Here is a 19959-nt window from a genome sequence, read left to right as displayed (position 1 = left end):
AAAGGATTGTATTCAGCCGCGCACAAGCTCATTTCCGCCTGGCTAATCAAAGCATTAATTTTCGGATTGTTTAGCCCGAAGAGTTCGTAGTCACTTCGTGAAGGGGAGATCGACCCTGGCAACTTCAAGCTGCTGTACGGGCACGTTTCGCACCCAGATTAATGCTCGCTCATTGGCCAGCGTGACCTATCAGGCTCCAAAAAACCTCATCACTTTCGGCGGCGGCTACGGGTAGGCCCAATTGCACCAAGAGCTTGTACAAGTCAACCGGGTGGGCGTAGCGCAGGGCTGCCAGCAACTGGTCGCCGTCGTTGGCGTGTCCGCCAACGGCCTTGCGAGAGCGGAAATAACGCGGGCACCGCCAGCAGGCACTCAGCTCGGCGCTTGAAAAGAGGTAATCCAGCTACTGGGGGCCTGTGTTTCCTGAATTGCCATCGAAGGTAAAAGTAGTGGGATCACCGGTAGGCCAGGCAAAAGCGCCGCTTAAGTCAACGTGGTATTTCCAACCTGTATCTTTGGTTTAGTAATTAAAGTCATCCCGCAACTATGTACGCCACGCTCCAGCCCGACCTCGAACGGCAGCTTCAGGAAATCCAGAACGCCGGCCTTTTCAAAAAGGAACGCATCATTACTTCGCCCCAGGGCGCCGAAATCGAAACCGACGAAGCCGGGGAGGTGCTGAACTTCTGCGCCAACAACTACCTGGGGCTGTCGTCGCACCCCGAGGTGATTAAGGCGGCCAAAGCGGCCATCGACACCCACGGTTACGGCATGTCGTCGGTGCGCTTTATCTGCGGCACGCAGGACCTTCACAAAGAGCTGGAGCGGAAGCTGGCCGAATTTCTGGGCACCGAAGACACTATTCTGTACGCGGCGGCTTTCGACGCCAACGGGGGCGTGTTCGAGCCGCTGTTCGACGAGCAGGACGCCATTATTTCCGACGCCCTGAACCACGCCAGCATTATCGACGGCGTGCGCCTGTGCAAGGCCCAGCGCTTCCGCTACCAGCACAACGACATGGCGGACCTGGAAAAACAGCTGCAGGCTGCTCAGGCCAAAGGCACCCGCCACCGCATCATCGTCACCGACGGCTCGTTTTCGATGGATGGCACCATCGCGCAGCTTGACCGCATCTGCGACCTGGCCGACCACTACCAGGCCCTGGTGATGGTGGATGAATGCCACAGCAGCGGCTTCCTGGGCAAAACCGGCCGCGGCACTCATGAGATGCGCGATGTAATGGGCCGCATCGACATCATTACCGGCACGCTGGGCAAGGCCCTGGGCGGGGCCATGGGTGGCTTCACCTCGGGCCGCAAGGAGATTATCGCCATGCTGCGCCAGCGCAGCCGGCCGTATCTGTTCAGCAACACGCTGGCGCCCGCCATCGTGGGGGCCTCGCTGCGCGTGCTCGAACTGCTCACCGAAAGCACCGCCCTGCGCGACCAGCTCGAGGAAAACACGCGCTACTTCCGCGAGCAAATGACCGCCGCCGGCTTCGACATTCGCCCCGGCCAGCACCCCATCGTGCCCGTTATGCTCTACGATGCCAAGCTGGCCCAGGAGTTCGCCGCCCGCATGCTGGACAAGGGCATCTACGTGGTCGGATTCTATTACCCCGTAGTGCCGCAGGGCCAGGCCCGCATTCGGGTGCAGCTCAGCGCCGGCCACACCCGCGCGCACCTCGACAAGGCCATTGCCGCTTTCAAGGAAGTCGGCCGGGAACTAGGAACCCTGAAAGAGCCCGGCGCGGCGCAATCGCCCGCCGGACAGGTGGTCCAGAACACCCCGTGAGGGGAACCTCACCCCCGGCCCCCTCTCCAAGAGAAAGGGGAACCTGGCATTAGCATCTGCCAACAAAAAGGCCACTAGCCCGATGGGCAGTGGCCTTTTTCAGTTAAAAAACTGGCTAAGCAGCCCGGAAACCCGTGGCCTGCCGAATGCTGCGCTCGTTGCCAGTCGCGGGGTCGGCATAGGCATGGTCGCCAACCTCCACGGAAAGGCGCTTGCCGATGAGTTGCTTGGTATCAAGGGTCTTGCCTTCTTCGGGCTTGATGCCAACGGCTGTATACAACTGCAGAATGATGGGGCGTCCGGCTTCGGAGTTGTAGAAGCGCTGGCTTACAAAGCCATCCTCATTCTCCATGCGAGCGGCGAAGAAAGGCACTTGCTGGTGCTCACTTACGCCTTCCTCAATATCGGTAATTTCGACCGTGTGGCGGCCGTCGGGCAGAAAACCCTTATCCTGGCCCTTGGAAACTTCGATTTTCATGTAGCTAATTTTATTGGAAAGTCAGGCTAAATCTATTGGCTTTAACGAGGCTATTGGGGCAGGGTTGCGTGGGTAGCTCCTAACCGATCAGGTGCCCTGCGAACTCCGGTTCGTGGTAGCAGCCCAGGCTGGTAGGCTGACCAGCCCAAAGTGCTTGGTTGATTCTTCTATCCCTATGCAGATGAGCCCTTAATCAGCAATGGCCAACCGCCTTACGCGATGGCGTTGGTTTCGGGGCTCATGCTTTTAGGCTGAGTTTCGCCACGTAATAGCCACTCATTCAGCCGGGCACGCAGCTCGGCGGTGGAGAGGTCGCGGTACACCTCGCCCTGGTACACGAGGCTCATCGCGCCGGTTTCTTCGCTCACCACGAGTACTACGGCGTCGGTAATTTCGCTCAAGCCAATGGCGGCCCGGTGGCGCAGGCCCAGCGAGGCGGGCACGTCGGGGTTTTCGCTCACCGGCAGAATGCAGCGGGCGGCCTGAATACGGCCGTTGGTTACGATAACGGCCCCATCGTGCAGGGGACTGGTTTTGTTGAAAATCGACAGCAGCAAGCGCTTGCTGATTTCGGCATCGAGCCGGTCGCCCGATTCGGCGAAGGCGGTGAGGTCCGACGCCTGGGCAAAGCAGATCAGGGCCCCCGTATACTTAGCCGACAAGCTCTTCGCCGCTTCGACGAAGGGGCCCACCAACAGCGGCGCGTCCAGGGAGGGACGCCCCCAGCGCCACCCCCGCACCCGTTCCAGGGCCGTGGCCTTGCCCACGCTCAGCAGGAAGCGCCGGATTTCCTGCTGAAACAGAATAATGCTGGCCAACACCCCCACACTCATAAACTGACCCAGGATTTTGGTCAGCACCTCCATGCCGGTAGCCTTCACCACCAGATACAGCAGGTAAAACGACACCAGCCCCAAGGCCACGTTCAGCGCCACCGAGCCCCGCAATAGCTTGTAGAGCTGATACAGCAGCACCGTAACCAGAAGCACATCGGCCGCGTCAATCCAGCCAAACTGCAGGAAATTGATGGGGAATGGGCCGGTCATCTTACAAGGAAAAAGGAGCGTTGGGGCAGATAGGAGCGTGTTTCAAAAGCTTACCCGTATCGCAGCGCCGAAGCAGAAATTTAAAAAAGCTGAAGCGGCAGGAGTGCGGATAAAGAAAAGATTGGACCCGGTCTCGTGGAACGCGGAGTAGTCAAAACGGGCTCAGTGAACTGGATGTTGTTTAAACGGCCTCTGTAAGGGTGCCTTTCGGGTTCGGGTTCACTCATTGGCCAGGCTAATTAGGTAATCTAACGTTCGCGAGGAGGTATCGGTTTGTGTACCGTCGATAATACCGTCTTTCGTTGAGTAGCAACACTGTTCGCAATTCAAATGCTGAGCTAAGAGCGACGTGCCGAAGGCGAACGCATGCGGCGTTGAAAAGTGGCCAATGCTGCCGGCAATAGCTGGCGAACCAATGTCGTCGCCTAGTGTCGTCACCTGGCGCGGCTGCGAAGTAATCCCAATCAGTTAGTGGTTTCGGTAATACGAGTGGTCATTCGTACTAAAGTAGCCAGAAAATCGAAAAAGATGCACTAAGCTCCCAATCATGGAGAGATCTTGCTGGCGAGCTCAGCAGAAAATACAGAGCGCGACTCTGCTTTTCGGTCCGTCGCAGTTTATTGGCGAGCTAAGTCTATTTCTAGCTCCTTTCTTTCTCCTCTCCTTCCCCGCTGACCAATTCCCACAGCTCAATGGCTTGGCGCGCCTCGGCCACGTCGTGGGCTCGTAGCAGCCGGGCACCGCCTTGCAGGGCCACCATGTGCAGGGCCGTGGTGCCGTTCAGGGCCGTTTCGGGACGGAGCCCCAACGGGCCATACACCATTCTTTTGCGCGACAGTCCGGCCAGCAAGGGCCGACCCAGCACCTGCAGCTCAGCCAGTCGGCGCAACACCTCGTGGCTTTGAGCAGCCGTCTTGGCAAACCCAAAGCCGGGGTCCAGCAGCACGTCGACCACCCCGGCCTGGCGCAGGGCGGCCAGCGCGTCGCGGAAGTAGCGCAGCAGCGTGAGCACCACGTCGTCCTCGTAGTCGGTGAGCTGGGCCATGGTTTGGGGCGTGCCGCGCAGGTGCATCAGCACGTAGGGCACGCGCAGGCGGCCCACGGTTGCGAACATCGCCGCGTCGAGGGTGCCGCCGGCCACGTCGTTCACCATATCGGCCCCGGCTTCTACGGCCGCGGCGGCCACGGAGGCCCGGAAGGTATCGGCCGATAGGAACGCCTGCGGAAACTGTCGGCGCAGCAGGGCAATGGCGGGCAGCAGCCGCTGGGCTTCCTCGGCTTCGGCGATGTGGTCGGCCCCCGGCCGGGTGCTGTAGGCGCCCAGGTCGAGCACGGCGGCCCCGGCCGCGAGCATGGCTTCGGCCCGGGCCAGCAAGTCGCGCTCCGAGGCCAGGCGGCTGTCGGCGAAAAACGAGTCGGGCGTCAGGTTGAGAATGCCCATTACCTGCGGCCGATGCAAGTCGAGCAAGCGCCCATGCGGACTGAGTAGCGCATGAGGGCAGGGATGGAGAGAGGCATGAGCCACTGAGCGGCTGGGCAGGGGAACGGACGGCATGGACAATGGGGCAGGGAGCTACGGCCGCTCAATATCCATCCGGCAAGGCGAACTTGCGGCCTCGAAGGTGCCGCGGCGGCCCTTCCCACTACTTTCCTCCCTCCCCTTGACCACCCCCGACCACTACGACCTGCTGCTGGCCCGCTGCCGGGCCTTGTTCCTGGCCAAAACCCACGATTACGGCACGGCCTGGCGCATCCTGCGCCTGCCCTCGGTCACGGACCAGATTTTCATCAAAGCCAACCGCATCCGCACCATCCAGGAAACCGGCGTGCAGCTCGTGGCCGACGACGTGAGCGAGGAGTTCGTGGCCATCATCAACTACTGCCTTATTGCCCTGATGCAGCTGCACCTGCCGCCCGACACCCCGTTGGACCTCACGCCCGAGGCGGTGGCCACGGCCTACGACCACGAGGCCGCGGAAAACCGCCGCCTGCTGCTGGCCAAAAACCACGACTACGGCGAAGCCTGGCGCCAAATGCGCGTCGCCAGCATCACCGACCTCATTCTGATGAAGCTGCACCGCGTTAAGCAGCTGGAAGATAATGGCGGAGTGGCTACCGTAAGCGAAGGTGTGGAAGGCAGCTACCGCGATATGCTGAACTACGCCGTCTTCGCCTTGATTTTGCGAGGGGAAGGCAGGGAGGAAGAGAAAAAATGACCGGATAGAGGTAAAGCCATGAGCAGAAAGAACGTCCTGCTCATCGCCTCCCAAACTTTGCGCGTTGCCTAGCCGTTTGCCACCGGTTTACTTTGTCTTATGTCAACTCCTGGTTCCCTCCCCCCGGCCACTTCTGTCCAGCACCGCTTACGCACCCTCACGCGGGTGTCGTGGTTTTTGCTGGGGGCCTTGTTCATTTTTTCCGGCCTCATCAAGCTCAACGACCCCGTGGGCACGGCCTACAAGCTGGAGGAATACTTCGACGTCTTCTCGCGCGACGTGCCTTTGCTGAGCGGCTTGTTTAGGGCCCTGGCCAACAGCTCGCGCAGCCTGTCCATCGTCATCAGCTCGCTGGAGGTTATTCTGGGCGTGGCCCTGCTGTTGCGCTGGTACTTGCGCAACACCTTGCGGGCGCTGCTGGCCCTGCTGGTCTTCTTTGCCTTTCTGACCTTTTACTCGGCGGCCTTCAACAAAGTAACCGACTGCGGCTGCTTCGGCGATTTCATTAAGCTGACCCCGTGGACGTCGTTTACGAAAGACTTGTTCTTACTGGCGCTCTGGTCCATTGTGTTTTTCAACCAGCGGTTCCTGCGCCACTCCTTCGTGCAGGGCACCCCGGGCGTCATGACCATGACCTTTGCTTCGGCCATTGCCATCGGCATCGGCGTGCGGGCCCTGGGGCACCTGCCCTACTTTGATTTCCTACCCTATAAAGTCGGCAACAACATTGGCCAGCTGATGAAGCCCAGTGCCCCGCTCCGCTACAAGTACATCATGGAGAAAAATGGGCAAACCCAGGAGTTTACGACCTACCCCGATTCGACCTGGACCTACAAGAGCATGGTGCCGCTCAACCCCGAGGATGGGCCCAAGATCACCGACTTCCGGGTGTGGAACGACGAGGGCGACTATACCTCCGAGCTGCTGCGCGGCAAAAAGCTCGTGCTCATCGTTCAGAATACCGACAAGGCCGACCGCGACCGCTACGACCTCATCAACAAACTGTTCGCTGATGCCAAGGAGTCGCGCGCCAACATTTTGCCGCTCATCATCACCAGCAGCAGCCCAGCGGAGTTCGACGTGTTCCGGCACAACGCCAACTTCGCCGTGCCCTTCTACTACGCCGATGCCACGGTGCTCAAATCCATCATTCGCTCCAACCCCGGCTTCCTGCTGCTGAAGGACGGCGTAGTGCGGGGCAAGTACCACTACCACGATATTCCCAGCATCGGCAAAGTAGAGGAGAAGCTGCAATAACCCCCAGCTGCCACCGCCACCCTGGCGGCGGGCATTCGTGCCTTCATCAGAAGCTATCTGCCTTCTCTGTTTCGACGGATGCTGCGTTAGAGCTTAGAACCTAAGCTTTTTTAGCCCTCACCCGGCTCCTTGCTTTGGTCTAGGTTCTAAGTTCTGGGTTCTAATTTCTGAGTTCTAAAAGCTACCTCAAATAGCTCCGCTAATTATCGCTCATCGACCACTCCACCAAGGCGAGGTCTCGCCGCCATTATGTTTCCTTTCATTCTCCGTCGCCTGGCCCAGGGCCTGCTGGTTCTCGTGGGGGTGGCGTGCACGGTCTTTCTGCTGTTCAACGTGCTGCCCGGCGACCCCGCGGCCCTGCTGGCGGGCCAGCGCACCGACCTGGCCACTAAGGCCGCTATTACCGCCGACCTGGGCCTCGACCAGCCCTTGCCCCTGCGCCTGGCCGGCTACCTTAACGACGTGTCGCCGCTGGGGCTGCACCCGCGCGACTCGGCCGGCCGCGCCCGCTACGGCGGGCTGGCCCTGCTGCCCGTGGGCCACCGCGCCCTGGTGCTGAAAATGCCTTACCTGCGCCGTTCCTTCCAGAGCAACAAGGATGTGCTGCGCATCCTGCTCGACTATTTCCCAGGCACGATGTGGCTAGCCCTGGCGGCGATGGCTATTGCCAGCCTCGGCGGCGTGGCCTTCGGGGTGGCGGCGGCCCTGCGCCCCCATTCCTGGCTGGACCGGGCCTTGGTCAGCACGTCGGTGCTAGGCATCTCGGTGCCCTCATTCGTGGCGGCCATTGCCATTGCCGTCACCTTCGGCTTTTACTGGAGCTCCTGGACGGGTCTGAGCCTCACCGGGCAACTGTACGAAACCGACCCCTTCACGGGTGAAAGCTATCTGGTGCTGCGCAACCTGCTGCTGCCGGCCGTGGCCCTGGGCATCCGGCCGCTGGCCATCATCACCCAGCTCACTCGCTCCAGCATGCTCGACGTGCTCAGCCAGGATTACATCCGCACGGCCCGGGCCAAGGGCCTGAGCCGGTCGGCCACGGTGGTGCACCACGCCCTGCGCAATGCGCTCAACCCGGTGGTAACGGCAGTTTCAGGTTGGCTGGCCTCGCTTATGGCGGGTGCGTTCTTCATCGAATACATCTTCAACTGGAAGGGGCTGGGCACGGTAACGCTGCGGGCCGTCGAAAACCTGGATTTGCCGGTGGTAATGGGGGCCACCCTGTTTGTGGCGGCACTCTTCGTGCTAATAAACATTGCCGTGGACGTGCTCTACGCCCTGCTCGACCCGCGGGTAAAGCTCGGTTGACCCAGCTCAATATTTCTCACTCCTTACAGCCGTTTCACCACCGATGTACGCCTGGCTCCTCCGCTCCTGTGGCTTCGTGCATCAAGCGAACCGGGAACTGGGGGCAAGGTTGACGCGCGGGGCATCCATCATTCATTAAACCGCTCTAATTCTCGTTGAAGCTCTTTCTCATTGGCATGCCGGGCTCGGGAAAAACCACCCTGGGCCGGACCCTGGCCGCCCACTACGGGCTGCCTTTTCTGGACCTCGACGCTGAAATCGTGGCTCGGGGCGGACAAGCTATTCCGGCCATCTTTTTACGGCAGGGCGAAGCGTATTTTCGTCGGTTAGAGGCGAAGGTCCTGCGGGAAGTGGCGGCCCGGCCGGGGCCCCTGGTGCTGGCTACCGGGGGCGGCACGCCGTGCTTCCACGATAACCTCACGGTGCTGAATGCCGCCGGCTGCACGCTCTGGCTCGACGTGCCGGAGCCGGTGCTTGCCGCCCGCCTGGCCGCCGCGACCGAGACCGCCACCCGCCCCTTAGTGGCTACGGCCGACCGCCCCGAACAGTGGCTGCATGAAACCCTGGCAGCCCGGAAGCAGTTTTACTCCCAGGCCCGCGTGCGATGCCGCGGCACTGCCTGCACGGTGGCCGCCGTGGTGGCCCGGCTCGCCGCAGCGGGGTTTACCCCGACGCCAAGGGGCGAATTACCGCCCGACGCGTAATTTTGTTACTTGATTCGTTTGCCCGTTCTCTCCATGCAACCAGTATCCACCGAAGAACCGGCCGTAGCTTCTAACCTACCAGCCACCCCTGCACCGGTACGGCCCAAGCACAAAGGCTCGGCCCAACTCTTCCAGAACCCAATTCTGGAGCGCCTTTCGCACACGCACATTGCGTTGCCCGTAGGCATTTTCGCCCTCACCACCGTGCTGAGCCTGTATTACGGCCTTACGCATGGCTTTATGTCGGGCTTTTCGGCGTTCGGGCTGTTCCTGCTCGGGCTGTTCGCCTTCACGTTTGTCGAATATGCCGTGCACCGTTACTTGTACCACATTCCGGCCACCTCGCCGGCGCGGGCCAAGTTTCAGTACACCCTGCACGGCGTGCACCACGAGTACCCCAAGGATAAAACCCGGCTGGCCATGCCGCCCATCGTGACGGTGTTCGTGGCGTCGCTGCTGTTCTTCATTTTCCGGCTCGCCTTCGGCTCGTATGCGTTTGGGCTGTTGGCGGGCTTCACGTTTGGGTACGCCACGTACTTGTTCGTGCATTACGCCATTCACGCCTACTCGCCCCCGAAGAACTTTCTGAAAGTGTGGTGGACGCACCACAGCCAGCACCACTATCGGCAGGACGAAGTAGCCTTTGGCGTGTCGAGTACGCTGTGGGACCACATCATTGGTACCATGCCGAACAAGAAAGCGGAATAGTATTGCCTTGCCGAAAACCGGTCATCAAAAAGGCGGCTCCGAACTGGGAGCCGCCTTTTTGATGACCGGTTTTCTTTCGGGCCCGACTAAGAACGTGGCCCGCGCATCTTGCTAACAATGAACCACAGCAGCGCTACCACGAGAAATATCCCGATGATGGCCGTATAGGCACCAGCCTTGAAGATGGTGCCGATGGCCTCGCAGCCCGTGAGCGTAGTAGCCAAGGTGCCCAGAAAAACAAACAGGGAAATTCGAGAAGCATTCATGGCGTGAAGAGAAAGGTAAAAGGAAATGCCCGCAGCGCTTACCGCCGGATAGGAACAGATACTCAGCTCGCGCCCGAAAGGTTGACTGCTCCTCATTCGCTCAGCAATTATTGCCAGCCTACCCAGCTACCAGCTGCCACTGGCGCCACCGCCCCCGCTGCTGCCGCCACCAAAACCGCCGAAGCCGCCTCCGCCTCCACCGCCAAAGCCGCCCCCGCCGCCGAAGCCCCCGCCCCCAAAGATGATGGGCGGCACAAACCCACCGCCGAAGCCCCGGTTGCCCCGCCCGCCCCCGCCGCGGTTGCGTAGCATGATGAAGATGAGCACCAGAATGCCGATTATTACCCAGAAGGGCACGCCCGACCCGCGCCCGCTGCGCCGGCCCTGCGGACGCTCATCGGCCGGGTCGGCCTGGTACTCGCCCTTGGCCAGGGCAATGAGCTGGTCGGTAGCCCGGTCGAGGCCGGCGTAGTACTGGTTTTGGCGAAATGCGGGCACCAGCGTGTTGCTGATGATGCGCTTGGCAATGGCATCGGGCACGGCCCCTTCCAGGCCGTAGCCGGTTTGGATGCGGGCTACGTGCTCCTGCTGCGCCACCAGCACCAGAATGCCGTTGTTCTTGCCCTTACGACCAATCCCCCAACTCTCGTAGAGACTTTGAGCGTAGTCGGCAATTTCGCTGCCGTCGAGGCTGGGCACGGTTACCACGGCGATTTGCGACGAGGTGCTGTCGTTGTAGGCCACCAGCTTACGCTCCAGCGCATCGGCCTCGCCCGGCTGCAGCAGGCGGGCGAGGTCGTTCACCAGGCGCGGCGGACTAGGGCGCGGCGGCACGTTCTGGGCCCTGGCTCCCAGGATGGGCAGCAGCCACAGCCACGCCAGCAGCACGGGCCACCACGGGCGCCCCACCGCGTTGGCCGGGTCAACTGCCGGCCGGAGCGGCCTCACCAAACGAGCGGGAGCGGGGGCGTTTTTCATGCGTCGGAAGCCGGTTTATCGCCGCCAAAGGAGATGGAATCGTCCAGCTCGTTCTCGTCGGTGGTGGCGTCGTAGGGGAAATAGCGCTTCAGTTGCTCCCCTACCATCGTAATGCCCCGCTCCAGGCCCAGCACGTATCGTTCGTGGCGGAACTGCTCCAGCACGGCTTCCTTCGTGGCTTCCCAAAAATCGTCGGGCACGGCGGCATTGATGGCGGCGTCGCCAATCACGGCAAACTGCCGGCTCTTCCAGGCCAGGTAAAACAGTACGCCGTTGCGGGCGGCCGTTTTGTGCATATTGAGCTCGACAAACACCTGCGCAGCCCGGTCCAAAGGTTCGGGCGTGGGGCAGGTATCTTCCAGGTGCACCCGAATTTCGCCCGAAGTCGTAACCTCAGCCTGCCGGATGGCTGCCACCAAGGCCGCGTCTTCGGCGGGAGAGAGAGGAGATTTCATCTTGATCAGTGAGAAGTGAGGCCCGAGTAAGCAACAGGGAAGAGTGAGCAAAGTCCCGCTTCCGGGTTTGTCCTTCCTCCCCTGCTTTGCTCCTCATTAGAATTGAACCGTGGGGGCCTTGCTCGCGGCCGGGTCGGCCTCGAAATACGGCTTGGGTTGAAAGCCGAACATGCCCGCGAACAAGTTATTGGGGAACGAGCGAACAAAGGTGTTGTAATCGTTGGTGGCGGCGTTGAACTTGTTGCGCTCCACGTTAATGCGGTTTTCGGTGCCTTCAATCTGGGCTTGCAGCTCCTGGAAGTTGGCGTTGGCCTTCAGGTCGGGGTAGTTTTCCGATACGGCCAGCAAGCGGCCCAGGCCGGCTGATACCTGGCTTTGGGCGGCTTGGAATTTTTGAATGTTCTCGGGCGTGAGGTCAGCGGCATTCAGCTGCACGCTGGTGGCCTTGGCCCGGGCCTCGATAACCGCGGTGAGGGTGCCCTGCTCGAATTTGGCGGCCCCTTTCACCGTATTCACCAAATTACCAATGAGGTCGTTGCGGCGCTGGTAAGCGCTTTGCACGTTGCCGGCCTGGGCTTTCACGGCTTGGTCGCGCTGCACCATGCCGTTGTAGCCGCACGATGACTGGGTAAGCAGCAGGGCCAAACCCGCGAAATAGAGAAGAAAGCGTTTCATTTTAATGGGATGAGGTGGTGGAGCTAAATAATACTGGGACGCCAGTATAAAAAAAGAAAACCAAACCCGGAACCGCTCCGCACGGTTAGGCCGGTGCGGCAAAGTACGCAGGTTCGCACTTGCGGTTGTAGCTTGCCTCGCTTACCAAGCTGCACCGCTATTCTTTCTGGCAGTAAAGAACTTCGAACAACCGCCCCCGCAATATATCCTTCTATCAGACCATTACCCCTGTGAAAGCCGTTATTCCCGTCGCGGGCATTGGTTCGCGCTTGCGTCCGCACACCCATACGCAGCCCAAGAGCTTGGTGCCGGTGGCCGGCAACACCATTCTGGGCCATATCATCGACCGCCTGCAAGCGGCCGGCCTCACCGATTTTGTGTTTATCGTGGGGTACCTGGGCGATAAAATTGTGAGCTACGTGCGCCGTAACTACCCCGACCTGAAGGCCACTTTCGTGGTGCAGGAACCCCGCGAGGGCCTGGGCCACGCCCTGTGGCTGGCCCGCGAGGAATTTCGCCACGACCCCGACGGCGTGCTCATCCTGCTGGGCGACACCATCGTGGACGTAGACCTGCCGATGCTCATGGCCACGCCCGGCTCGGTGCTGGCCGTGAAGGAGGTGAAGACGCCCAGCATGTTCGGCCTGGTCGAAACCGGGGCCAATGGCCGGGTGAGCAAGGTGGTTGAAAAGCCGAAGATCCCGAAGTCGAACTACGCCATGGTGGGCCTCTACAAGCTGGCCTACCCCGAGCAGCTGGCCCGGGCCCTGGAATGGCTGCGCGAGGCCGACGTGCGTACCCACGGCGAGTTTCAGCTCACCGACGCGCTGATGCGCCTTATCGAGGAGGGCGAGGTGATGACGACCTGCTCGGTGGATAACTGGTTTGACTGCGGCCGCAAGGAAACCCTGCTCGAAGCCAACGCCCGGCTCCTCAACCAGCCCGAATTCCTGGAGAATCGGGATTACTCGCAGTTCCCCGACTCGGTGATTATTCCCCCGGTCAGCATTGGGCGCGGCTGCCAGATTTCGCAGTCCATTATCGGCCCCAACGTTGCCATTGGCGACAAAACCATCATCAAGAGCACCATTCTCAGCGACTCGATTATCGGCTCGTACTCGGAGCTACGCTCAGCCGTGATGCACGACTGCATCGTGGGCTCCGACGCTTCGTTTCGGGGCATGAACCACTCGCTCAATATCGGAGATAATACCGAAATTGACTACAGTTAAGTCCTGGGTCCGCCCTCGTACTACTTCCTTGCTTATCCCGGCGGTAATGCCCGTCTTTATCCTATAGCCTAGTATCAAACCTATAATAAATTGCGCTTGAAACCGTACTTTTCGGCCGATATTGTGCTGCTTATGACTTTTCGCCACGCTTGGGTTGGGCTACTTGCCGCCCTGTTTTTCGGATTGAGTGCCCCCTCCCGCGGCCAAACTCCCTTGGGCCAGCCATCTCTGGACGAGGCTAAGGTGCAGATCTGGTGCGCTACCGTCCGCTTCGTGTACGACGACGCCGGCCGCCCCAACCTGAAAAGCACGGTGCGCTGCGAAGATGGTAACCTGCAAGCCCTGGCCAGCAGCATCCGGCCCGACAGCCTGCGCGTGTACAGCTTGCTCTACCAAGCCATTGAGGGCCGGGGCGCCATTTACCAAGGCAAGAAAGACAACCCCGCCCGGCTCGCCGCCCTGGCCAAAGCCATCATCGCTAAGCTGAAAAGCTCGCCCGCCCGGCGCCGCGACCCCGAACGCATGGCCCGCGTGGCCGCCCTCGAAACAGCCCTGACTAACTACGTGGTGAGCGGAACCCCCTTGGGCGACGTCCCGGCAGCTATGGCTCCCGCCCCGGCCGAAGCGGCGGGGCCCTCGGCCGGCGCCCCGGGCCCTGCCGAAGCCGCGGAAGCCCAAGCCGCCGCGGAGCGCGACGCGGCCCCCGCCCCGACGGCCCCCGGGCCAGCTACTGGCCCGCGCAATTTGCTCGATCAGTTTGCCGCGCCGCTGGCTCTCATTCTGGGTATTCTGAGCCTGGTACTCTACATCATGTTACGCGTGACGCTGGGCCAGTGGCGGCGGCAGCAGCGCCGCGAAACCCTCAGCGCCAAGCAGGCAGCTCAAGCCGCCCAGGCGGCCGCCGCCGAGACCAGCGCGGCCGTGGCTGACTCAGCGGCCCGCGTGAAGCGCGCCGAAGCCCTGGTGCTGGCCGCTACCCCCGACCTTACCACGCCGCCACCCTCCCCCGCGGCCGACAACCTCAGCCCGGCCCAGCGCCTGGAAGTAGAGCGCCTGGTGAGCCAGCGCGTAGATGAGGAGCTGCGCTGGCTGCGGGCCAACCTACCTGAGCTCATAGCTACTGCCGTAGCCCAGGCAACGGCGGCCCCCGAGCAAAACGCGGCCACCCCGCCAGCTTCGGAAGATACCGCCCCCTCCAGCGCTGCTGATGGGCATTTGGGCTAACCATAGCAGTCGGCCTGATGGCTGCTAGTCCAGCCTCGGCGGCGGGGCGACAGCGTGAACAGCAGTAAAACCGGTGGTTAGCCGATACGACTTTATTTCTTCTGTTCCTTTGCTATGAAAAGCCCTGCTTGGTTGTTTGCCGCCTTAGCGGCCCTGGCAGCCTGCCGGGCTTCCACTTCACCCGCGCGCAACAGCCTGCCGCGCCATCAGCCCCTGACTGAAACCACTATTCCTGAGAACGCCGAGCCCACCCGCCGGGCCGGCCTGGCTCTTCCTGACTCCTCCCGCCGTGCGCTACCCGAACACCCCTAAATCAGATTTTGTCGACACGTACTTCGGAGTCGAGGTCCCGGACCCCTACCGCTGGCTCGAAGCCCTTGATTCGCTCGAAACCAAGGCCTGGATCACGGCCCAGAACGAGACCACCTTCGGGTGCTTGGCCCAGCTTCCGTTTCGGGATAAAATTCGGGACCGCCTCACCACCATGTGGAATTATGAGCGCTACGGCGTGCCCGAGCAGGTGGGCGAAGAGCTGGTGTTCAGCAAGAACGACGGCTTGCAGAACCAAGCCGTGCTCTACCGCCAGCGCGGCGCTGAGGAACCCCGCGTCCTGCTCGACCCCAACCAGTTCTCCGCCGACGGCACCACGGCTCTCGCGGGCATCGAATTTAGCAACGACCACCGCTACCTGGCTTACGCTACCAGCAGCAGCGGCTCCGACTGGCACCAGGTGCGCATCCTGGACCTGACCACTGACCAGCTCCTGCCCGAAGAATTGAATTGGGTGAAAGTCTCGGGCACCTCGTGGACTAAAAACGGCTTTTACTACAGCCGCTACGAGGCGCCCAAAGCCGGGGAGAACGACCTGACGGGCATGAACGAGTTCCACCAGGTGTACTTCCACCGCCTGAACACGCCGCAGTCGGCCGACGAGCTAGTGTACGAAAACCCGCAAATGGCGCTGGGCTTCCGCATCGCCTACGCCACCGAAGACGAGCAGTTCCTCTGCCTCTATCTTACCGATGGCAAGTCGGACGGCAACCGCCTGGAGGTGCGCGACCTGCGCGACCCCAGGTCAGCCCGCGCCTGGACTCCACTCATTGCTTCTTACGAATACAACAACAGCATCATCGGCAGCCTGGATGGCGAGATCCTGGTGCTGACCAACTACCAAGCCCCGCGCTACCGCGTCGTTCGTATCGACCCTAAGAACCCGCAGGAAGCCAATTGGCACGAGGTGCTCCCCGAAAGCCCGAACAAGCTGGAGGGCGTGAGCCAGGTGGGCGGCTACCTCGTAGCGAATTACCTGCACGACGCCAGCTCGCAAATCAATGTGTATTCGGAGGCGGGCTTATTTCAGCACGAGGTGCAGTTGCCGGCCATTGGTACCGCCAGCGGCTTCAGCGGCCGGCGCGGCGACCAGGTGACGTACTACGCCTTCACCTCCTTTACGTATCCCACCACCATCTACCGGTACGACCTAGCTACCAACACCAGCACCATATTCCGCGCGCCCAAAACCGACGTGAATCCGCTGGACTACGTGACTACTCAGGTCTTTTACGCGAGCCAGGACGGCACCAGCATCCCCATGTTCATCGTCCATAAAAACGACGTGGTGCGGGATGGCAAGAACCCAACCTACCTCTACGCCTACGGCGGATTTAACGTCTCGCTCACGCCCGGCTTCTCGGTGGCCCGGCTGCTCTGGCTCGAAAACAACGGCATCCTGGCCATTCCCAACCTGCGCGGCGGCGGCGAATATGGCGAAGCCTGGCACCAAGCCGGGATGACCCCGCACAAACAGAACGTGTTCGACGACTTCATCGCCGCCGCCGACTACCTCAAAGCCAACAGCTACACCGATACCAGCCACCTGGCCATTGCCGGGGGCTCGAACGGCGGCCTGCTGGTTGGGGCCACCATGACCCAGCGGCCGGACCTTTGCCAGGTGGCCTTGCCGGCGGTGGGCGTGATGGACATGCTGCGCTACCACAAGTTCACCATCGGCTGGAACTGGGCGCCCGAGTACGGCACTTCCGACGACCCGGCTCAATTCGAAAACCTGCGCCAGTTCTCGCCCCTGCACAACCTGCGGCCCGGCACGGCTTACCCCGCCACGCTCATCACCACCGCCGACCACGACGACCGGGTCGTGCCGGCCCACTCCTTCAAGTTCGCCGCCGCCCTGCAGGCCGCCAACGCCGGGCCCAACCCCACCCTCATCCGCGTGGATGTGAACGCTGGCCACGGCGCGGGCAAAAGCACTCAGCTTCAGATTGCCGAATGGGCCGACGTGTGGAGCTTCTGCTACGCTAACATGGGCCTGACCCCAGACGTACATCAATAGCGTTCACCGTTGGCCGCCCACCCAGTGCGAAAAAGAATGTTGGGGGTGGCTAATTGGCCTGGCTTTATTCACCAGCCCCGGCGGGAAGTTTGCGGGCTTGCTGAGCGCTACCGCTCCCGGTGTCCTTACCATTACGCCACAAAAAAACCGCTCAGCACTCTGCCAAGCGGTTTTTTGCTGTTACTGGAAGCTAATTACGGCTTAGTAGCGGTACAGGTCCGATTTGAAGGGACCTTCTACCGGCACCTTGATGTAATCGGCTTGCTTGGAGGTTAGCTCGTCCAGCTCCACTCCGATTTTGGCGAGGTGCAGGCGGGCCACTTTCTCATCCAAGTGCTTGGGCAGGGTGTACACCTGGTTTTCGTACTGGTCCGCGCGCTGCCACAGCTCCAGCTGGGCCAGGGTCTGGTTGGTGAAGGAGTTCGACATCACAAACGAGGGGTGGCCGGTGGCGCAGCCCAGGTTCACGAGGCGCCCTTCGGCCAGAATAATCACCTCTTTGCCTTCGATGGTGTAGATGTCGACTTGCGGCTTCACGGTGTCCTTGGTGTGGCCGTAGTTGCTGTTCAGCCAAGCCATGTCAATTTCATCGTCGAAGTGGCCGATGTTGCAGACAATGGCTTTGTCCTTGAGGCTGCGGAAATGCTCCTCAGTGAGAATGTCGCAGTTGCCAGTGGCCGTCACCACGATGTCGGCTTCCTTCACCGCGTTGGCGAGTTTCTTCACGGCGTAGCCGTCCATGGCGGCCTGCAGGGCGCAGATGGGGTCAATTTCCGTGACGATAACGCGGGCACCCGCGCCGCGCAGCGAAGCGGCCGTGCCTTTTCCCACGTCGCCATAGCCCGCGACCACGGCAATTTTGCCCGCCATCATCACGTCGGTGGCCCGGCGGATGGCGTCTACGGCCGACTCTTTGCAGCCGTACTTGTTGTCAAACTTCGACTTCGTTACCGAGTCGTTGACGTTAATGGCGGGGAAGGGCAGCGTGCCGTTTTTCACTCGCTCGTAGAGGCGGAGCACACCGGTAGTGGTTTCTTCCGAAACCCCTTTGATGCCCGCGGCCAGCTCCGGGTACCGGTCCAGCACCATGTTGGTGAGGTCGCCGCCATCATCAAGAATCATGTTCAGGGGCTGCCGGTCTTCGCCAAAAAACAGCGTTTGCTCGATGCACCAGTTGAATTCCTCCTCGTTCATGCCCTTCCAGGCATACACCGGAATACCGGCCGCGGCAATGGCGGCGGCGGCGTGGTCCTGAGTCGAGAAGATGTTGCACGACGACCACGTTACCTCAGCGCCCAGCGCCTTGAGGGTCTCGATGAGTACGGCCGTTTGAATGGTCATGTGCAGGCAGCCGGCAATGCGGGCCCCTTTGAAGGGTTGCGAGGTGCCAAACTCCTCTCGCAAGCTCATGAGCCCGGGCATTTCGGCCTCAGCCAAGCGGATTTCCTTGCGGCCCCATTCGGCCAGGCTCATGTCCTTTACTTTGTACGGAACGTACGTTTTCGTCGTGGTTTCCACCATGATGCGGGTTAGTTTATAGTTACGGGGGTTTAACTACAAAGATACTTGATTTGTTCATCGTAGGACCTAGAAAAGCCCGCACCTGAGTGGCACGGGCTTTTCTAGGTCCTACGATGAACAATTCAGGTCGTTATGACCTCAATTGTTCGATATAACGACCGCTTTCGGCTGCAAAGCTGGATCTAACAAAGCGCTGCTGCCGCGAAATACAACCGTATAGATCTTGCCTGCCTCGTAATTTTTTGTCCCTGTTCCAGAACCAGAACCGTCTCCAACGTGTGTAACAGCTACAGATGGACTTCCATAAGTAATGGCAATGTTATAAGGACCAGCTGGTATTTCCACAAAAGAAGAAGCTCCCACCGTTGACCCTGCTGGAGGAGTTGTAGCAGGGGGAATGGGGGTATAATTTGCAACAACAACGTTGATGTTGTTCACATCTATCAATCCAGCTATGGATTCGGAAGACAGCTTTAGCGGATTTGAGGTGCCTTGTGCTAGATGCACAAGCCGAATTTTAGCCTTTCCACTAGCGGGTGGGGTAAGATCATCCGGTATGAACAACCCTGCTACGCCCGAACCGCTATTTGCATAGGCAAAATAGGAGTAATTCCTGTCCTTCTCCACCGTCACATTTTGTGACGTAGCCGTGGTTCCCGATGCAGCAACGTTCACCTTGATACTGCGGCTACCAGTGTTCACAGCTTGATAGCCCGAATAGCTCGAGTTCAACTCATAGCTAAGCGTCGCTTTTTCCACGTCATCAAATAAAAATTTGACTGGTACGTTGGCACTGGCAGCAGCGTGGTGGACTTTAATGCGACCTTGGTCGACCACGGGGACGGGGTCAGCGGGCTTGTCATCTTTGCCGCAGGCGGCCAGCAGCAGCGTGGCAGGTAAAACGGCTTGAAAAGCGCGACGGAGAACGAATGCTGTGGTCATAATTTTAAAAATTCTTGGTAAAATGAAATTGGGTCGCCGAAAAAAGTTGAATCTACCGGGCCTGAACGCACGCTAGGGATGCTTTGTTAGAGTTCGCGCAGTAAATATCGGGTAAAGCTACTGGCTAACCTTTCACTAAGCCTAGTTTACCTTTGTAATATGTACGAAAATAACCGATTGGCTATTTCACGTTGGTGGTTACGAGGCGTGGTTACGGGGGCGGCGTTGGTTGGCCTTTCGGCCGCCGTTGCGGGCCAAACGGCTCCTGCCACCATTCGCCTGCTGCCCGAAGATGCTCAGCGCGGCCTGAATGGCGCCCAGCACAATTTCGACTTCCTGGCTCCGGGAGTGCGCGACACTTACCAAACGGCCGGCTTTTTTGGGCAAAAGCTGCGGCCCTACCTAGCTGGCAACCAGCAGGCGCTCAGCTACTTGAATCTTTATAGACGGCAAAAAACGCAATTCCTGATTGATCGGCTAATCGCCGTGGGTTCTTTTGGCGTGTACGGCCAGCAAATTTTCGCCCACGGCGACCCGCAGTACTTCAACACTACTCAGCAAGTGGCAGCCGGAGCGTTCGTGGCCAGCCTGTTGGCGACTATTTTCATCAACCGCAACACCAATAACTACTTGCAGCGCGCGGTAGATGCTTACAATGCCGACCTAAGCAGCTCTGGCAAATTCCAGGGTGGCATCTGGCCCCGGCTACGGCCCAGTCAGCTAGGGTTCAGCCAGGCCGCGCTGGGCCAGCCCTTGGTGAGCCTACACTGGTCGGTTCGCTGAACGCGTCTCTTTTCCGTATAGT

General features: G+C 60.4%; 20 protein-coding genes. 11 read left to right on the top strand and 9 right to left on the bottom strand.

All coding sequences use genetic code 11. The annotated features are described in order from the left end of the window. Positions 1-546 precede the first annotated feature (546 nt). Positions 547-1794: a glycine C-acetyltransferase gene (gene kbl, locus IC235_RS03645; RefSeq protein ID WP_191003816.1), complete on the top strand. Its 1248-nt coding sequence runs from the start codon at positions 547-549 to the stop codon at positions 1792-1794. A 115-nt stretch (positions 1795-1909) separates the two neighbouring features. Here kbl and IC235_RS03640 read toward each other — a convergent pair whose 3' ends face one another. From IC235_RS03640 to folP, 3 genes are all read right to left on the bottom strand, one after another. Beyond that, positions 1910-2272 carry a hypothetical protein gene (locus tag IC235_RS03640; protein ID WP_191003815.1) on the bottom strand — a complete coding sequence of 121 codons (363 nt, stop codon included), beginning with the start codon at positions 2270-2272 and terminating at the stop codon, positions 1910-1912. Positions 2273-2484: 212 nt separating this feature from the next. Beyond that, complete coding sequence (gene cdaA / locus IC235_RS03635; protein WP_191003814.1) at positions 2485-3318, bottom strand: diadenylate cyclase CdaA; 834 nt, start codon at positions 3316-3318, stop codon at positions 2485-2487. A 640-nt stretch (positions 3319-3958) separates the two neighbouring features. Continuing rightward, complete coding sequence (gene folP, locus IC235_RS03630; RefSeq protein WP_191003813.1) at positions 3959-4873, bottom strand: dihydropteroate synthase; 915 nt, start codon at positions 4871-4873, stop codon at positions 3959-3961. Positions 4874-4979: 106 nt separating this feature from the next. Between folP and IC235_RS03625 the strand changes: the two genes are divergently transcribed. The 5 genes from IC235_RS03625 (at position 4980) to IC235_RS03605 (ending at position 9511) form a co-directional block, all read left to right on the top strand. Then, positions 4980-5534, top strand: coding sequence for a DUF1599 domain-containing protein (locus IC235_RS03625; RefSeq protein ID WP_223847061.1), 555 nt, complete (start codon positions 4980-4982; stop codon positions 5532-5534). Positions 5535-5633: 99 nt separating this feature from the next. Next, positions 5634-6791 carry a BT_3928 family protein gene (locus IC235_RS03620; RefSeq protein WP_191003811.1) on the top strand — a complete coding sequence of 386 codons (1158 nt, stop codon included), beginning with the start codon at positions 5634-5636 and terminating at the stop codon, positions 6789-6791. A gap of 249 nt (positions 6792-7040) precedes the next feature. Beyond that, a complete protein-coding gene (locus tag IC235_RS03615; RefSeq protein WP_191003810.1) occupies positions 7041-8099 on the top strand; it encodes an ABC transporter permease in 1059 nt (352 codons plus the stop codon). A gap of 155 nt (positions 8100-8254) precedes the next feature. Further along, positions 8255-8803, top strand: a complete 549-nt coding sequence (locus IC235_RS03610; RefSeq protein ID WP_191003809.1) for a shikimate kinase — start codon at positions 8255-8257, stop codon at positions 8801-8803. Positions 8804-8836: 33 nt separating this feature from the next. After that, a complete protein-coding gene (locus IC235_RS03605; protein ID WP_191003808.1) occupies positions 8837-9511 on the top strand; it encodes a sterol desaturase family protein in 675 nt (224 codons plus the stop codon). Positions 9512-9597: 86 nt separating this feature from the next. On the opposite strand, the gene IC235_RS03600 is transcribed toward IC235_RS03605, so the two are convergent. The 4 genes from IC235_RS03600 to IC235_RS03585 all read right to left on the bottom strand — a co-directional run bounded on the left by IC235_RS03600 (position 9598) and on the right by IC235_RS03585 (position 11885). Beyond that, positions 9598-9777 carry a hypothetical protein gene (locus IC235_RS03600; RefSeq protein ID WP_191003807.1) on the bottom strand — a complete coding sequence of 60 codons (180 nt, stop codon included), beginning with the start codon at positions 9775-9777 and terminating at the stop codon, positions 9598-9600. Between the two features lie 126 nt (positions 9778-9903). Next, the gene (locus IC235_RS03595; protein WP_191003806.1) at positions 9904-10755 is read right to left on the bottom strand and encodes a TPM domain-containing protein; all 852 of its coding nucleotides are present in this window, start codon (positions 10753-10755) and stop codon (positions 9904-9906) included. After that, on the bottom strand, positions 10752-11210 hold the full coding sequence (locus IC235_RS03590; RefSeq protein WP_191003805.1) for a TPM domain-containing protein: 459 nt from the start codon (positions 11208-11210) through the stop codon (positions 10752-10754). Before IC235_RS03590 ends, IC235_RS03595 begins: the two co-directional genes overlap by 4 nt. Positions 11211-11306: 96 nt before the next feature. After that, entirely contained in the window at positions 11307-11885 is a 579-nt protein-coding gene (locus IC235_RS03585; RefSeq protein WP_191003804.1) for a LemA family protein, read from the bottom strand. A gap of 230 nt (positions 11886-12115) precedes the next feature. Here IC235_RS03585 and IC235_RS03580 point away from each other — a divergent pair, with 230 nt between their 5' ends. The 4 genes from IC235_RS03580 (at position 12116) to IC235_RS03565 (ending at position 16691) form a co-directional block, all read left to right on the top strand. Then, a complete protein-coding gene (locus tag IC235_RS03580; protein WP_191003803.1) occupies positions 12116-13117 on the top strand; it encodes a sugar phosphate nucleotidyltransferase in 1002 nt (333 codons plus the stop codon). A gap of 213 nt (positions 13118-13330) precedes the next feature. Beyond that, the gene (locus tag IC235_RS03575) at positions 13331-14341 is read left to right on the top strand and encodes a hypothetical protein (RefSeq protein WP_191003802.1); all 1011 of its coding nucleotides are present in this window, start codon (positions 13331-13333) and stop codon (positions 14339-14341) included. Between the two features lie 114 nt (positions 14342-14455). Continuing rightward, on the top strand, positions 14456-14653 hold the full coding sequence (locus IC235_RS03570) for a hypothetical protein (protein ID WP_191003801.1): 198 nt from the start codon (positions 14456-14458) through the stop codon (positions 14651-14653). Further along, entirely contained in the window at positions 14631-16691 is a 2061-nt protein-coding gene (locus tag IC235_RS03565) for a prolyl oligopeptidase family serine peptidase (RefSeq protein WP_317173528.1), read from the top strand. Before IC235_RS03570 ends, IC235_RS03565 begins: the two co-directional genes overlap by 23 nt. 201 nt (positions 16692-16892) lie before the next feature. On the opposite strand, the gene ahcY is transcribed toward IC235_RS03565, so the two are convergent. Next, on the bottom strand, positions 16893-18212 hold the full coding sequence (gene ahcY, locus IC235_RS03560; RefSeq protein WP_191003800.1) for an adenosylhomocysteinase: 1320 nt from the start codon (positions 18210-18212) through the stop codon (positions 16893-16895). Between the two features lie 138 nt (positions 18213-18350). After that, entirely contained in the window at positions 18351-19154 is an 804-nt protein-coding gene (locus IC235_RS03555; RefSeq protein ID WP_191003799.1) for a DUF4397 domain-containing protein, read from the bottom strand. Positions 19155-19313: 159 nt separating this feature from the next. Between IC235_RS03555 and IC235_RS03550 the strand changes: the two genes are divergently transcribed. Next, entirely contained in the window at positions 19314-19937 is a 624-nt protein-coding gene (locus tag IC235_RS03550; RefSeq protein WP_191003798.1) for a hypothetical protein, read from the top strand. The last annotated feature ends 22 nt before the right edge of the window (positions 19938-19959 follow it).

Source organism: Hymenobacter montanus (assembly GCF_014699115.1).
Taxonomy (GTDB): Bacteria; Bacteroidota; Bacteroidia; order Cytophagales; family Hymenobacteraceae; genus Hymenobacter; species Hymenobacter montanus.
This window is presented reverse-complemented; position numbering and strand designations above follow the sequence as displayed.